Source organism: Hyphococcus sp. (genome assembly GCF_965228385.1).
GTDB lineage: Bacteria > Pseudomonadota > Alphaproteobacteria > Caulobacterales > Parvularculaceae > Hyphococcus.
Window position 1 is genome coordinate 1,295,377 of sequence record NZ_OZ245810.1, and the last position, 15,119, is coordinate 1,310,495.

The following is a 15,119-nucleotide window of genomic DNA, read 5'->3' on the forward strand; positions in this document are numbered from 1 at the left end:
TGTTAATCCCTTACTTCGGACGCTTGGCGCCGTATTTCGAACGGCGCTGCTTGCGGTCTTTCACGCCCTGCGTGTCGAGCACGCCGCGAATAATGTGGTAGCGGACGCCCGGCAGGTCTTTCACGCGGCCGCCGCGGATCAGCACGACCGAGTGCTCCTGCAGGTTGTGGCCCTCGCCCGGAATATACCCGATGACCTCATAGCCGTTGGTCAGACGAATCTTTGCGACTTTCCGCAAGGCCGAGTTCGGCTTTTTCGGCGTCGTTGTATAAACCCGCGTGCACACGCCCCGCTTTTGCGGGTTACCTTCCAAAGCCGGCACCTTGTTAATGGCGCGCTTTGGTTTCCGCGGCTTGCGGATAAGCTGTTGTATCGTCGGCATTCACCTAATCTCCGGCTTCGCTTCTCGCGGGCGCCAACCCTTAAAACTTCAACGCGTCAGGGAACGCATTTCCATGACGCGAACAAGCGGAGCCCCGTCTGGCGGAACGCCGCTCGAAAAATCATACTGTCTTCAGCTAAAAGCGGCTGCGTTTCAGTGTGTTTCCGCGAGGAATCCTGACGGCCAGCCATTCAGCGGCGCGAGACATAACTGTGCGAATCGTATGGGTCAATATGTTCGCGCTAATATTCAGCGATATATCACTCTTTTTTTCGATTTGGTTCTTCAGGGCCGGTATCCGCGGCGCCGATCCTGTTTTCACAGATGATTTTCAGGCTTTCCGCCTTGTTTTGGCGCAAAAAACGGCATTAAAAACCGCTACTTGTTTGCCGGCCTTTAAGCTCTCGACCCTAGGCTCGGAACATATCGCCCGTCAGCGGGTTCCCGCCGTGACGAAAAGGCCTGAAATCCATGCTTGCGCAAACTGTGTCCGATGAAATTACCGGCCTCGTTGTCGTCCCCGACGACGCCGGGGCCGAATTGCGCCGGCTGATAGGGTTGAAGCCAGACGACGACCTCCGGATTTCCTACATTACAGGCCCGGGCGACGTGCACGGCACCTATGAGTACTGGCTGGACGGAAAACTCGACCCGCGCGTGCCGACAGTCGCCAAAACGGCGATGTATTATGAACTGTGCCGGAAGGTTTCGGCGCGCTGCCAGCTTGTAGCCGATGTACAGCCCGGCCGCGCGCCCCATGACGAAGGCGATGTGCGCTTTGATTACATACCCCGCGCGCGCGGCGGCAATGCGGCGCGGTACTATTGGACGAGCGCCCGGCGCATCAAGCACGCCCTGGCCGAAATCCGCAAGTTCTCGCCGCACTTTGTCGTCGCCTGTACGGATTTTCCGGGCTATGGCTTGCCGCTTTTGAAAGCCGGCGGCGCGAAGCTCATTTTCTCGCTTCACAATACCTTCTGGACCAAGGGCGCCGCGGCGCTGGACCGCAAGGAAATGCTCGCCAATGCAGGCCGGCGGCGCTGGCTGAAAAGCGTGGACGCCGCGCTTTGCACGTCGCTGGAATGCGAACGCCAGTTTCAGGAATTAACCAATGGCGAGATCAAAACGTTCCGGAACATGCCGCAACAGCGCGTTCCCGGCTTTCAACGCGAACCGCAACGGCGCGACGGAAAACGCAAACTTTTGTATCTCGGCCGCACCGAGAAAGCCAAGGGCGTCTTCGATCTGCTCGCGGCTTATAAAAATCTCTGCGATACCTATGACGATATCGAGCTTGTTTTCGCAGGCGACGGGCACGGCGCCGGCGCGCTGGGCGAAGCGATATCCGCTATGGGCGACCCGCGCGTTCGTTATCTGGGCAGGCTGAGCGCTGAAGACGTCTTCGCGCAGTTGCAGGACACTTATCTGGTCGTCTGCCCGACGCGCAACGCCTTCAAGGAAGGACTGGCGCTCGTGGTGATCGAAGCGGCTGTTTACGGCGTGCCTTCCGTGATGAGCACCGCTGTTCCCGCCTCCTACCTGCTGCCGCAATCCGGCGAGGTTTACGAGGCTGACAGCGTGGAAGGCTTAACCGCTTCCATCGATCTTTTTTTGAAGGACCGGGATTTTCAACTGGACCGCGCAAGGCTGGCGCTCGCGGAAAGCCGGAACTTTTTCAAACGCGAACAATCCTGGGGGTCTTATCTCTACCAGGCGATGGTCGAAGCGGCGGGCGATTGATCCGGCGTCTTAGCGGCGGGGCCTCAAACAAAAAAACGCCGCTGTCACTAGGACAGCGGCGTCTTCATGTTTGATTGCAAGAACGCAGCTTATTCAGCGGCGTCCTGAGCGACCTTTTCTTCTTCGTCAGCGGACGCTTCGCATTCGGTTTCCGGTTCCGGCTGGCTCGGCCCTTCAAGCGCTGGCGCATCGGAGACGCCGGCGCGTTTGGCGCGTTCCTCAAGCAGGACTTCGTCGCGGCGTTCCGCCTCGACCTGGTGACGCGACATGGCCCCGCCGGTACCGGCCGGAATAAGACGGCCGACAATGACGTTTTCTTTCAGGCCTTCGAGCGCGTCGATCTTGCCGTTGACGGCGGCGTCGGTGAGAACGCGCGTCGTCTCCTGGAAGGAGGCGGCGGAAATAAACGACCGCGTCTGCAGAGAGGCTTTGGTGATGCCGAGAAGCACCGGCACGGCCTGCGCCGGGCGCTTGCCCTGATCTTCAAGCTTGGCGTTGGTTTCTTCATATTCCAGCTTGTCGATCTGCTCTTCTTTCAGGAACAGAGACTCGCCCGGATCGGTGATCTCCACCTTCTGCAGCATCTGCCGGACAATCACCTCGATGTGTTTGTCGTTAATCGGCACGCCCTGCAGGCGGTAGACTTCCTGGATCTCATCGATGAGGAAGTCGGCGAGCGCCTCAATCCCCATGATCGCCAGAATATCATGCGGCGCCGGGTTGCCGTCCATCAGATATTCGCCCTTGGCGATGAAATCGCCGTCCTGAACCGCAATATGGCGGCCTTTGGGGACGAGATAATCGGAAGGCTCAAGGCTTTCATCCGTAGGAATGATCTTGATACGGCGCTTGTTCTTGTAGTCGCGGCCGAACTCAACCTTGCCGTCCACATCGGCGATGATGGCGTGGTCTTTCGGACGGCGCGCTTCGAACAGCTCCGCCACCCGCGGCAGACCGCCGGTGATGTCGCGGGTCTTGGCGCCTTCCGTCGGGATACGCGCCAGCACGTCGCCCGGACGGATGTCTTCACCGTCTTCAACCGACAAAATAGCGTCCACCGGCAGCATGTAGCGTGCGTCAGAGCCGGTTGAGAGCTTGTTCGGCTCGCCGCTGTCGTCAAGGATCGCAATAGCGGGTTTCATATCGGCCGCGCGCGGGTTCGCCCGCCAGTCCGTGACAACCCGGCTCGCGATGCCGGTCGCCTCGTCGGCGACAACCTGCATGGAAAAGCCTTCCTGCAGATCTTCGAACTTAATCTTGCCGGCGACTTCGGTGAGGATCGGCAGGGTGTACGGGTCCCAGTCCGCGAGACGCTGGCCGCGCGTGACCTTGTCGCCCTCGCCGGCCCGCAATTTCGCACCGTAAGACACCTTGTAGGACGCGTGTTCCTTGCCGTCCTTATCAACGATTTTCACGAGCGTATTGCGGCCCATGACAATGAGATCGCCGTCGGAGTTCTTCAGAACGCTGCCGCCTTCAAGCTTGACGACGCCCTCATGGCTGGCCTCGATAAAGGAGGTGTCGCCGACCTGCGCCGTGCCGCCCACGTGGAAAGTCCGCATGGTGAGCTGCGTGCCCGGCTCGCCGATGGACTGCGCCGCGATGACGCCGACGCTCTCGCCAATATTGACCGGGCAGCCGCGCGAAAGGTCGCGGCCATAACACTTGGCGCAAACGCCGACCTTGCTGTCGCAGGTCAGGACAGAACGCACACGGATTTTCTGGACGCCCGTTCCCTCGATTTCCTCGGCCTGCGCCTCATCGACTTCGTCATTCGCCTTGCCGACGGTCTCGCCGGTGGACGGATGTTTGACGTCTTCGAGCAGCGTGCGGCCGAGAATAATCTGCGACAGCGGCACGACAATTTCACCGCTGCGCACTACAGCTTCGATTGTAATGCCGTTGGTGGTGCCGCAATCGGGCTCGCGCACGATGCAATCCTGCGCGACGTCCACGAGACGGCGGGTCAGGTAACCGGAGTTCGCCGTTTTCAGGGCCGTATCCGCAAGACCTTTCCGTGCGCCGTGCGTCGAGTTGAAGTACTCAAGCACGGTCAAACCCTCTTTAAAGTTCGAGGTGATCGGCGTTTCGATAATCTCGCCGGACGGTTTCGCCATAAGGCCGCGCATGGCGCCGAGCTGGCGCATCTGGGTCGGCGACCCGCGCGCGCCTGAATGCGACATCATGTAGATTGAATTCGGCTCGAGTTGGCGCTTGGTCTCCGGATCGAATTTCGTTTCCGAAATCTCCACCATCATGGCGTCGGCGATTTTGTCCGTACACTTCGCCCAGGCGTCGATGACCTTGTTGTATTTCTCGCCGCGCGTGATCAGGCCTTCAGCGTATTGCTGCTCGAATTCGGAAACCTGATTCCGGGTTTCCTCAACGAGATGCTTCTTCGCTTCGGGAATAACAACGTCGTCCTTGCCGAAGGAAATGCCGGCTTTACAAGCTTCCTTGAAGCCGAGATCCATGATGTGGTCGGCGAAGATCACCGTCTTTTTCTGACCGCAATGGCGGTAGACGATATCGATCAGGCCCTGAATGGTTTTCTTGGTCAGAAGCTGGTTGATCACCGAGAACGGCACATCTGAATTGCGCGGTAAGACCTGCGCAACCTTCATGCGGCCCGGCGTCGTATCGACGATTTCCGTCACCGGCGAGCCGTTCTCGTCGACCGTATTCCAGCGCGCTTTGATTTTCGTATGCAGGGTGACGACGCCGGCGGTGAGCGCGTGCTCGATCTCGTCGATCGTGCCGAAGATTTTGCCCTCGCCCGGCTCGCCTTCTTTTTCCATGGTGATGTAATAAAGACCGAGAACGATATCCTGCGAAGGCACGATGATCGGCTTGCCGTTGGCGGGCGACAGGATGTTGTTGGTGGACATCATCAGGACGCGCGCCTCAAGCTGCGCTTCCAGCGACAACGGCACGTGAACAGCCATCTGGTCGCCGTCGAAGTCGGCGTTGAACGCGGTGCAGACCAGCGGGTGCAGCTGGATCGCCTTGCCTTCGATCAGTTTCGGCTCGAACGCCTGAATGCCCAGACGGTGCAGCGTCGGCGCGCGGTTGAGCAGAACAGGATGCTCGCGAATGACTTCGTCGAGAATGTCCCAGACTTCCGGGCGTTCCTTTTCCACGAGTTTCTTTGCCTGTTTGACCGTGGCGGAAAGCCCCTTCGCGTCGAGGCGCGAATAGATGAACGGCTTGAAAAGTTCCAGCGCCATCTTTTTCGGCAGGCCGCATTCGTGGAGTTTCAGTTCCGGGCCGACAACGATCACCGAACGGCCCGAATAGTCGACGCGCTTGCCGAGGAGGTTCTGGCGGAAGCGGCCCTGCTTGCCTTTCAGCATGTCGGAGAGCGATTTCAGCGGACGCTTGTTGGTGCCCGTGATGACGCGCCCGCGACGGCCATTGTCGAACAACGCATCGACGGATTCCTGCAGCATGCGCTTTTCGTTGCGCACGATGATGTCCGGCGCGCGCAATTCGATCAGGCGTTTCAGGCGGTTGTTGCGGTTGATGACCCGGCGATAGAGATCGTTAAGGTCCGACGTCGCGAAACGTCCGCCGTCAAGCGGCACCAGGGGCCTGAGTTCCGGCGGGATCACCGGCACAACCGTCATGATCATCCATTCCGGCCGGTTGCCGGATTCGAGAAACGCCGTGATCAGCTTCAGGCGCTTGGCGTATTTCTTGGTTTTAAGCTCGGACGTGGACTCGGCGATCTCGACGCGGAGCTTTTCGGTCTCCGCTTCCATATCGATATTCGTCAGGATCTCGCGGATCGCCTCGGCGCCGATGCCGGCGGTGAACGAGTCCTCGCCGTATTCTTCCTGCGCCTGGAGATACTCCTCTTCGGTCAGAAGCTGGTTCGGCGTCAGCGCCGTCAGCCCCGGCTCGATGACGATATACTGCTCGAAATAAAGCACGCGCTCGACATCCTTCAGCGTCATGTCGAGCATCAGCGAAATGCGGCTCGGCAGCGATTTCAGGAACCAGATATGCGCGACCGGGGCAGCCAGTTCGATATGGCCCATGCGCTCGCGTCGGACCTTGGTGAGCGTGACTTCAACGCCGCACTTTTCGCAGACGATACCTTTGTACTTCATGCGTTTGTACTTGCCGCACAGGCACTCGTAGTCCTTCACCGGACCGAAGATGCGCGCGCAGAAAAGCCCGTCCCGCTCCGGCTTGAAAGTGCGGTAGTTGATGGTTTCAGGCTTTTTGATTTCGCCGAACGACCAGGAGAGAATTTTCTCCGGGCTCGCAAGGGAAATGCGGATCTTGTTGAACGTCTGCGCAGGCGCAGTCGGGTTGAAAACGTTCAGCAGTTCCTGTGACATGTAGGCCTCTCAATTCGGTTGCGGGTGATCAGTCCGCGAAGAAACAAAAACAGTGAGCGGGTAACGCAATCTGCGTCACCCGTTCTGAAGCTCAACGTTAAGGCCGAGCGAACGCATTTCTTTCACGAGCACGTTGAAGCTTTCGGGAATGCCCGCTTCGAAACTGTCGTCGCCGCGGACGATCGCCTCGTAAACTTTCGTTCGGCCGGCGACGTCGTCCGACTTCACGGTGAGCATCTCCTGCAGCGTGTAGGCCGCGCCGTAGGCTTCGAGCGCCCAGACTTCCATCTCGCCGAAGCGCTGGCCGCCGAACTGCGCCTTGCCGCCCAGCGGCTGCTGGGTGACGAGCGAGTACGGGCCGATGGAGCGCGCGTGGATTTTGTCGTCGACAAGGTGGTGCAGCTTCAGCAAATACTTGTAGCCCACGGTCACCTTGCGGTTGAACGTCTCGCCGGTGCGCCCGTCATAAAGCGTCACCTGTCCCGATGAGTCGAGCCCGGCGCGCTTCAGCATTTCAAGAATGTCTTCTTCATTGGCGCCGTCGAAGACGGGCGTCGCAATCGGCACGCCGCGGATCAAATTCTGGCCAAGCTCTTTCAACTCTTCGTTGGAGCGCGGCAGGACCTGATCCTCGCCATAGACGTCCTTGAACTGATTGACGAGGTCGTCGCGGGTTTTGGAGCCCGCATCCCACTCTTCGAGCACTTGCCCGATCTGGTGGCCAAGACCGCGGCACGCCCAGCCGAGATGGGTTTCGAGGATCTGCCCTACATTCATGCGTGACGGCACGCCCAGCGGATTGAGAACAATATCGACCGGCGTTCCGTCTTCAAGGAACGGCATGTCTTCCATGGGCGCAATCTTGGAGATCACGCCCTTGTTGCCGTGACGGCCGGCCATCTTGTCGCCCGGCTGCAGCTTGCGCTTCACGGCGACAAAGACTTTCACCATCTTCATGACGCCCGGCGGCAGCTCGTCGCCGCGCTTCAGCTTGTCGACCTTGTCCTCGAAGCGGGCTTCGAGACGCGACTTGGATTCGTCATACTGTTTTTTCAGCGCTTCGATTTCGGCCATGACGGCGTCGTCGGCGACGCCGATCTTCCACCACTGGCCGCGCGAAAGCTGCCCGTCCAGCACTTCCTCGGTAACGGCGCCCTTCTCAAAGCCTTTCGGCCCGGAAACAGCGTCCTTGCCGAGCAGCAGCGGCTTCAGGCGGCCATAGATGTTGCGCTCGAGGATCGCGAGTTCGTCGTCGCGGTCTTTAGCGAGACGCTCGATCTCTTCGCGCTCGATGGCGATGGCGCGCTCGTCCTTGTCGACGCCGTGGCGGTTGAAGACGCGAACCTCAACAACCGTGCCTGCAACGCCCGGCGGCAGTTTCAGGGACGTATCGCGAACGTCGGAGGCTTTTTCGCCGAAGATCGCGCGCAGGAGTTTTTCCTCCGGCGTCATGGGCGACTCGCCTTTCGGCGTAATCTTGCCGACCAGAATGTCGCCGGGATGCACTTCCGCGCCGATGGCGACGATGCCCGCCTCGTCGAGATTGCGCAACGCCTCTTCCGAAACGTTCGGAATGTCGCGGGTAATCTCTTCAGGGCCCAGCTTGGTGTCGCGCGCCATCACCTCAAACTCTTCAAGGTGGATGGACGTGAAGACGTCGTCGCGCACGATGCGCTCAGAGATCAGGATCGAGTCCTCGAAATTATAGCCGTTCCAGGGCATGAAGGCGACGAGCACATTCTTGCCGAGCGCCAGTTCGCCCAGATCCGTGGAGGGGCCGTCGGCGATGATATCGCCTTCGCGCACGACATCGCCGATTTTCACGAGCGGGCGCTGGTTGATACAGGTGTTCTGGTTGGAACGCTGGAACTTGCGCAGGTTGAAGATATCGACGCCGGGCTTTGTCGGGTCTTTTTCTTCCGTGGCGCGCACAACAATGCGCTGGGCGTCCACCTGCTCCACAACGCCGGGACGGCGCGCCGCCACAGCAGCGCCGGAATCGCGCGCAACAATGCCTTCCATGCCGGTGCCCACAAACGGCGCCTCGGCCTGCAGCAAAGGCACCGCCTGACGCTGCATGTTCGAGCCCATGAGCGCGCGGTTGGCGTCGTCGTTCTCAAGGAACGGGATCAGCGCCGCCGCAACGGAAACAAGCTGCTTCGGCGAAACGTCGATATAGGACACGTCCTCGCGCGGGACGAGCGTCGCGTCGCCGCCGACGCGGCAGTTGACGAACTCGTTCATCAGCTTGCCTTCTTCGCTCACCTCGGCGTTGGCCTGGGCGATGGCGAAGCGCTGCTCTTCCATGGCGGAAAGATAGATGACGTCGTCGGTCACCTTGCCGTCGATAACGCGGCGATACGGGCTTTCGATGAAGCCGTATTTGTTGACCTGAGCGTGCGTCGCCAGCGAGTTGATGAGACCGATATTCGGGCCTTCCGGCGTCTCGATCGGACAGATGCGGCCATAATGCGTCGGATGGACGTCGCGCACTTCAAAGCCGGCGCGTTCGCGCGTCAGCCCGCCCGGGCCAAGCGCCGAAAGACGGCGCTTGTGCGTAATCTCGGATAGCGGGTTCGTCTGGTCCATGAACTGCGAAAGCTGCGACGAGCCGAAAAACTCGCGCACCGCCGCCGCCGCCGGCTTGGCGTTGATCAGATCGTGCGGCATCAGCGTGTCGAGTTCGGCTGACGACATGCGCTCCTTGATGGCGCGCTCCATGCGCAACAGGCCGATGCGGTACTGGTTCTCCATGAGCTCGCCGACCGAACGCACGCGGCGGTTGCCGAGATTGTCGATATCGTCGATGTCGCCGCGCCCGTCGCGCAGATTCACGAGCGTTTTCAGCACTGAAAGAATGTCCTCCTTGCGCAGCGTGCGCAGAGAGTCTTCCGTCTCGAAACCGAGACGGATGTTCATTTTCACCCGGCCGACGGATGACAAATCATAGCGTTCCGGATCGAAAAACAGCGAGTAGAAAAGCCCTTCCGCAGTTTCGAGCGTCGGCGGCTCGCCCGGACGCATAACGCGATAAATATCGATCAGCGCCATGTCGCGGTTGCGGTTCTTGTCGGCGTTCAGCGAGTTACGGACATAACCGCCAATATTGATGTGATCGACGTCGATCGTATCGAAGGATTTAATGCCGATCTCTTCGAACGTCTCCAGATGCTCGGCTGTAATTTCCTCGCCCGCCTCGGCGAAAATCTCGCCATTGTCGAAATTGACAAGGTCGGACGCGAAAAAGCGGCCGATCATTTCCTCGTCGCTGAGGAGCAGATCCTTGACGCCGTCCTCGGCGAGCTTTTTGGCGGCGCGGGCGGAAAGCTTTTTACCCGCTTCGAGAATAACTTCGCCGTTCTTGGCGTTGATCAGATCACGGTCAACCTTCACGCCTTTCCAGCGTTCCGGATTGTACGGCATGGTCCAGCCGTCCTTGATCTTCTTGTGGGAAACCCGGTCGTAGAATTCATCGAGGATTTCTTCCTGATCCATGCCGAGCGCATAGAGCAGCGTCGTCGCCGGCAGCTTGCGGCGCCGGTCGATACGGACATTGACGATATCCTTGGCGTCGAATTCAAAATCGAGCCATGAGCCGCGATAGGGAATAATGCGCGCGGCGAACAGGAGCTTGCCGGAAGAGTGCGACTTGCCCTTGTCGTGATCGAAGAAGACGCCCGGTGAACGGTGCATCTGGGAAACGATCACCCGCTCCGTGCCGTTGACGATAAACGTGCCGTTATCCGTCATGAGCGGCATGTCGCCCATGTAGACTTCCTGCTCCTTGATATCCTTGACGGATTTGGCGCCGGTCTCCTCATCGACTTCAAAAACGATCAGGCGCAGCGTCACCTTGAGCGGCGCTGCGTATGTCATATCGCGCTGCTGGCACTCTTCGGTGTCGTATTTCGGGTCTTCGAATTCGTAGGAAACATATTCCAGCGTCGCCGTTTCGGTAAAATCCGAAATCGGGAAAACTGACCGGAAGACAGCCTCGAGCCCGTCAATTGCGCGGTCTTCGTGCTTTACAAAGCGCTGCAGGAACTGCTCGTAGGAATCTTTCTGAACCTGGATCAGGTTCGGCATGGGCGCCGCATCGCCAATGCGGCCGAAATTTTTGCGAATGCGTTTCTTCTCAACGAAGGATTGCGCCATTTCTATCCTCATAAACGGAAGTCAGTCCGATGCGCTTTGGCCCCGCCATTTCAGACAGGGTTAATGAAGACGCGAAAACGACCGCCGGTCGGACATGAACGACCGCGGGTCGCGGATGACTAAATTTAAATCTCGATTAACCGATGCACGTCGCCGCAAAGCCTGAAACCGCCGGCGGACTACCGTCGGCGGCGAAACAGTGTATTAGGCGCGCCGGGATGCGGCTGCAACCCCCCTCAATGCAAAAAAATCGCCTAATTGTTTTTAACAAGGCTGCGACACCTTATCACAAATTTTCCCCGCCGCCTATTCGCCTGTTACTGGCGGCGCGGCGGAAACAAGAAAAAACGCCGCCGCGACCAGTCCGCGACGGCGTTTTGTTCAGTTGAATCAATGCCGGAACTATTTGAGTTCGACTTTGGCGCCGGCGTCTTCCAGCTTTTTCTTGATTTCTTCGGCTTCGGCCTTCGCCGCGCCTTCTTTAACCGCTTTGCCGCCGGCTTCGACGAGGTCCTTGGCTTCTTTCAGGCCAAGTCCTGTGATCGCGCGGACTTCCTTGATCACGTTGATTTTCTTGTCGCCGGCTTCGACGAGAATAACGTCGAATTCGGTTTTTTCTTCAGCCGCTTCGCCGCCGCCCGCAGCCGGACCGGCCGCAACGGCCACCGCGCCCGCAGCCGGTTCGATGCCGTATTCGTCTTTAAGAATGTTTTTCAGCTCAGCCGCTTCAAGAAGCGTCAGGCCGACAAGCTCTTCAGCAAGTTTTTTCAGATCAGCCATTGTCTTTAGTTCCTAGTTGATTGGTTGGATTAGCAAAATTCGTTGTGGTCGATTACGCCGCTTCGCGATTCTCAAGCGTCTCAAGAATGCCCGCAATATTGGACGCCGGAGCGCCAATAGCGCCGGCGATATTCGCAGCCGGAGCGGTAATGGTCGCGACGATGGAGGCCAGAAGCTCTTCGCGGGACGGCATGGAGGCAAGCGCTTCCACTGCGGCCACATCGAGAATTTCTTCGCCCATCGAACCGCCGAGGATGGTGAGTTTCTCATTCTCCTTGGCGAATTTTTTCACGGCTTTCGCCGCTGCGACCGGGTCTTCAGAAAACGCAATCGCGGTCGGTCCCTGGAAAAGATCGGTGAGTTTCTCACTCGGCTTCCCGGAGATCGCGATCTTGGCGAGGCGATTCTTGACGATTTTCATGCTGGCGCCGGCTTCGCGCAATTCCGCACGCAAGCCTTCCATTTCAGCGACGCTAAGGCCGCCATTCGCCACCACGACAACCGAGTTCGAATCGAAAACGCCGCCGATCCACTCGACCACTTCCGATTTTTGGGTTCTGTCCATGAGGCAGTCCCTTCGGTTCAAACAAGGCCTGTCATCACCAGCCGTGATGTCAGGCCCCTAAAATCCCCGCCCGTAACGGGCGGAGGGCTTAACAGGACGAATTTCAGGTGAGAACCAAAAAGGCTCCCCGCGAAATATCGCCCGGAGCCTGCCCCAGAAGGTCTTATGGACATGGCCGGCTTTCCAAAAGGAACGACCGGCTGATCCTTATCCCTCTGTCTATGCGGGAGATTAAGCGAATTGCTCCGCACCCGCAGTCTCGGACAGGTATCGCCGCCCGCGAGGATCAACCCCGTGAACGGCGAAGGCGGTGTCATACCGCCTCTTCTTCAGATTGCAAGCCCGCATTCTAGGCCGCAGCGAAGTTTTTGCGGGAACGGCGGCGTTTTTTGAAATTGCCGCGCCCCGGCTTGTCGGCGCTGGCGCCGGACTTAGCATTCTGCCGTGCGTCCCGGTCGCTCTTTTGCCCCTGCGGGGCGCGTTGTGCGCGCTGACGCTTACCGGCTGGCTTTTTGTTCCTGCTGAATGAACGCCCCCGTCCGTTCCGGGCGCCGCGGCTTTCCGCCGGCGCATCGCCGCTTTCAACCTTGATGCTGACGCGCATCAACTTCTCGACCGAACGTAAAAGCCCGATTTCCTCGGACGAACAAAACGCTATGGCTTCGCCTTCAGCGCCGGCGCGGGCTGTGCGGCCGATACGGTGCACATAATTTTCTGCGACCTCCGGCAAGTCGAAATTATAGACATGGGTAACGCCCGGAATATCGATGCCGCGCGCCGCAACGTCAGTGGCGACGAGAATGCGCGTCTTGCCGCTTTTAAACGCCTTGATGGCGCGCTCGCGCTGGCTCTGGCTTTTGTTGCCATGGATCGACGCGGCGGGCAGGCCAGCGGCGACGAGTTGTTTCATGAGCTTTTCAGCGCCGTGCTTGGTGCGTGAAAATACGAGCGATAGATCGCCGGGGCGTTCGGCCAGACATGTCTTGAGGAGCGCCGCCTTGCCGGATTTTTCAACAAAGTGCACGCACTGCGTCACCTTATCGGCGGCGCGTCCCGACGGCGCTGTTTCAACGCGCACCGGATCGGTAAGATATGCGCGAGACAATTCCTCGATCTGGCGCGGCATTGTCGCCGAGAACAGCATGGTCTGGCGCCCGGTGTTCAAGAGTTTCGCGATCTTGCGCAGGGAATGAATAAACCCGAGGTCCAGCATCTGGTCGGCCTCGTCCAGCACCAGAAATGTCGCCGTATCGAGAAACACCGCTTTGCGATCGACAATATCGAGGAGACGGCCCGGCGTCGCCACGAGAATGTCCGTGCCGCGGCCGAGATTACGGATCTGCCGGTTGATCGGCGCGCCGCCGACTACGCACTCCACTCGCAGGGGCGTGCCCTTTGTGAAGAGTTTCAGGTTCTCGGCGATCTGGTTCACGAGCTCGCGCGTCGGGGCGAGGATCAGCGAGCGCGCGGTTTTCGGCGCCGGCTTGCCGCGCGTGGCGAGAAGATGGTTGACCAGCGGCAGTCCGAAGGCGGCGGTCTTGCCGGTGCCCGTCTGGGCGAGCCCCATGACGTCCTTGCCTTCAAGGACAATCGGAATCGCCTTCTGCTGGATGGGCGTTGGTTGATCAAAACCAAGGGCCGCAATGGATTTGAGAACGGGCGTGGAAAGCCCGAGGGCTTCGAATTGAGTCAAAACAAATACTTTCTGTTGGGCGCAACACTGCGCCGATATTTTCATACATAAACCGTCGGAACGCGCATCCCGGAGGATTGCGCCCTGTGACGATCGACTTCGCGGTTGCGCTCTGAACTGACCCCGGACCGTATTGTCCCGTCAGGCCGTCAGATCGTCAGCACCCCGCGTGATTTGGGAACTTTGATTATCCTGCCGCCTCGGCGATGCGGGAAATCCGCATTGTCTGTTATTGCACCATGCTTGTTTTTGCTTATCGGTGCGGGCTGCTCACGCGGCAGCCATGCGACTGGTCAAACGGCATATCAGCCGCCGCAGGCTTAATGTCAAGGACTAATGCGTCAGGGTTAACATGTTGGAAACGGCGCGGAGGAAGAGACCGCCTGCGCTGGCGTTGTCAGAGGCGCTCAGACCGGCTTGATGAAAATGCAAGAGGCGTTTTTCAGGTTTTCGCGCTCTTCTTCAAGCACCTTGAAGCCTTTCGACTCAACAAGGGGGACCATGATCCCCGGCGTGTTGATAGAAAAATGTTCATTCTGCTTCGCGCGTTCTTTTGTTTTGTCGGAATACTGAATAAAGGCGCGGGCGTCGGGCTTCAGAATTTTCCGGATATTTTCCAGATATCGCTCAATAATATCGAGATCGATATGAACGAAGGTGCCGAAAGTGAAAAGATAGTCGACTGAACCAGGCGCGACGCCGGGAAAATCATCGCCGTTGTTCTTCACATATTCGATATTCGGCGCGTCCACGGTTTTCTTCAGTTCCGCAAACATCTCTTCGTGATAATCGACAGCGTATACTTTCTTGAAGCCGGTGAGATAACGCGTCCACCGCCCGCCCCCGACGCCGATCTCAACGCAGGTCTTTTCAGCATCCACATAAGGCACTATCCACCGGTCGCGGACATTGGCGAGGACCCCGTGCACTTCCGGATCGCCCCAGTGAAGGCCGTAAATCGGCCTGTCCTTATATTTGCGTTTTCCCTGCTCCAGCATTTTCAAATGCAGGTCTGTTTCCAGTCGGGGCATTGTTTCCTCTGACGTGACGCGCCGGCAAGCTATTACAACAAAGCGCGCGCCTTGCAACGGTAAGACCAAAAGGCGCCGTCAGAAAGGGCTCACCGTTTCACTTTGGAAAACAACCCGACCAGTTCGCTGAATTTTTGCCGCTGGTCCGCTTCACTGCCGGAAGCAATTGCTTCAGCCACGCAGGACGCGGCGTGATCGGAAAGGATTGCGTCCTCGACTTTCGACAGCGCCGCTTTGACAGCCTGCACCTGATGCAGAATGTCTATACAATAGCGCTCTTCCTCAACCATGCGCGCAACGCCGCGCACCTGACCTTCGATACGGCTGAGCCGTTTCAGCGTTGATGGTTTATTGCAATCCGTCATATCGGAACCGTGACTTGAAATACCCTATAGGGGTATGTATGTCGTCCTTCGGGATTTGTGAA

Annotated in this window: 9 protein-coding genes; 1 reads left to right on the forward strand and 8 read right to left on the reverse strand. The window is 58.7% G+C overall.

Annotation, left to right across the window (positions count from 1 at the left end; translation table 11 throughout):
- Window positions 1-10: 10 nt before the first annotated feature.
- Window positions 11-382 carry a 30S ribosomal protein S12 gene (rpsL, locus tag ACQK2Q_RS06140; protein ID WP_274492805.1) on the reverse strand — a complete coding sequence of 124 codons (372 nt, stop codon included), beginning with the start codon at window positions 380-382 and terminating at the stop codon, window positions 11-13.
- Window positions 383-853: 471 nt separating this feature from the next.
- On the opposite strand from rpsL, the gene ACQK2Q_RS06145 reads away from it, so the two are divergent.
- On the forward strand, window positions 854-2,122 hold the full coding sequence (locus ACQK2Q_RS06145) for a glycosyltransferase family 4 protein (protein ID WP_425408861.1): 1,269 nt from the start codon (window positions 854-856) through the stop codon (window positions 2,120-2,122).
- A gap of 89 nt (window positions 2,123-2,211) precedes the next feature.
- Here ACQK2Q_RS06145 and rpoC read toward each other — a convergent pair whose 3' ends face one another.
- The 7 genes from rpoC to ACQK2Q_RS06180 form a co-directional block, all read right to left on the reverse strand.
- Entirely contained in the window at window positions 2,212-6,468 is a 4,257-nt protein-coding gene (gene rpoC / locus ACQK2Q_RS06150) for a DNA-directed RNA polymerase subunit beta' (RefSeq protein ID WP_425408862.1), read from the reverse strand.
- 75 nt (window positions 6,469-6,543) lie between these two features.
- Window positions 6,544-10,623, reverse strand: a complete 4,080-nt coding sequence (gene rpoB / locus ACQK2Q_RS06155) for a DNA-directed RNA polymerase subunit beta (protein ID WP_425408863.1) — start codon at window positions 10,621-10,623, stop codon at window positions 6,544-6,546.
- 402 nt (window positions 10,624-11,025) lie between these two features.
- Complete coding sequence (gene rplL, locus ACQK2Q_RS06160; protein ID WP_425408864.1) at window positions 11,026-11,403, reverse strand: 50S ribosomal protein L7/L12; 378 nt, start codon at window positions 11,401-11,403, stop codon at window positions 11,026-11,028.
- A gap of 52 nt (window positions 11,404-11,455) precedes the next feature.
- Window positions 11,456-11,968, reverse strand: a complete 513-nt coding sequence (gene rplJ, locus ACQK2Q_RS06165) for a 50S ribosomal protein L10 (RefSeq protein ID WP_425408865.1) — start codon at window positions 11,966-11,968, stop codon at window positions 11,456-11,458.
- A 349-nt stretch (window positions 11,969-12,317) separates the two neighbouring features.
- Window positions 12,318-13,661: a DEAD/DEAH box helicase gene (locus ACQK2Q_RS06170; RefSeq protein ID WP_425408866.1), complete on the reverse strand. Its 1,344-nt coding sequence runs from the start codon at window positions 13,659-13,661 to the stop codon at window positions 12,318-12,320.
- 407 nt (window positions 13,662-14,068) lie between these two features.
- Window positions 14,069-14,692 (reverse strand): class I SAM-dependent methyltransferase, encoded by a 624-nt coding sequence (locus tag ACQK2Q_RS06175; RefSeq protein WP_425408867.1) that lies wholly within the window; start codon window positions 14,690-14,692, stop codon window positions 14,069-14,071.
- An 89-nt stretch (window positions 14,693-14,781) separates the two neighbouring features.
- Entirely contained in the window at window positions 14,782-15,057 is a 276-nt protein-coding gene (locus tag ACQK2Q_RS06180) for a metal-sensitive transcriptional regulator (protein WP_425408868.1), read from the reverse strand.
- Window positions 15,058-15,119: the final 62 nt, after the last annotated feature.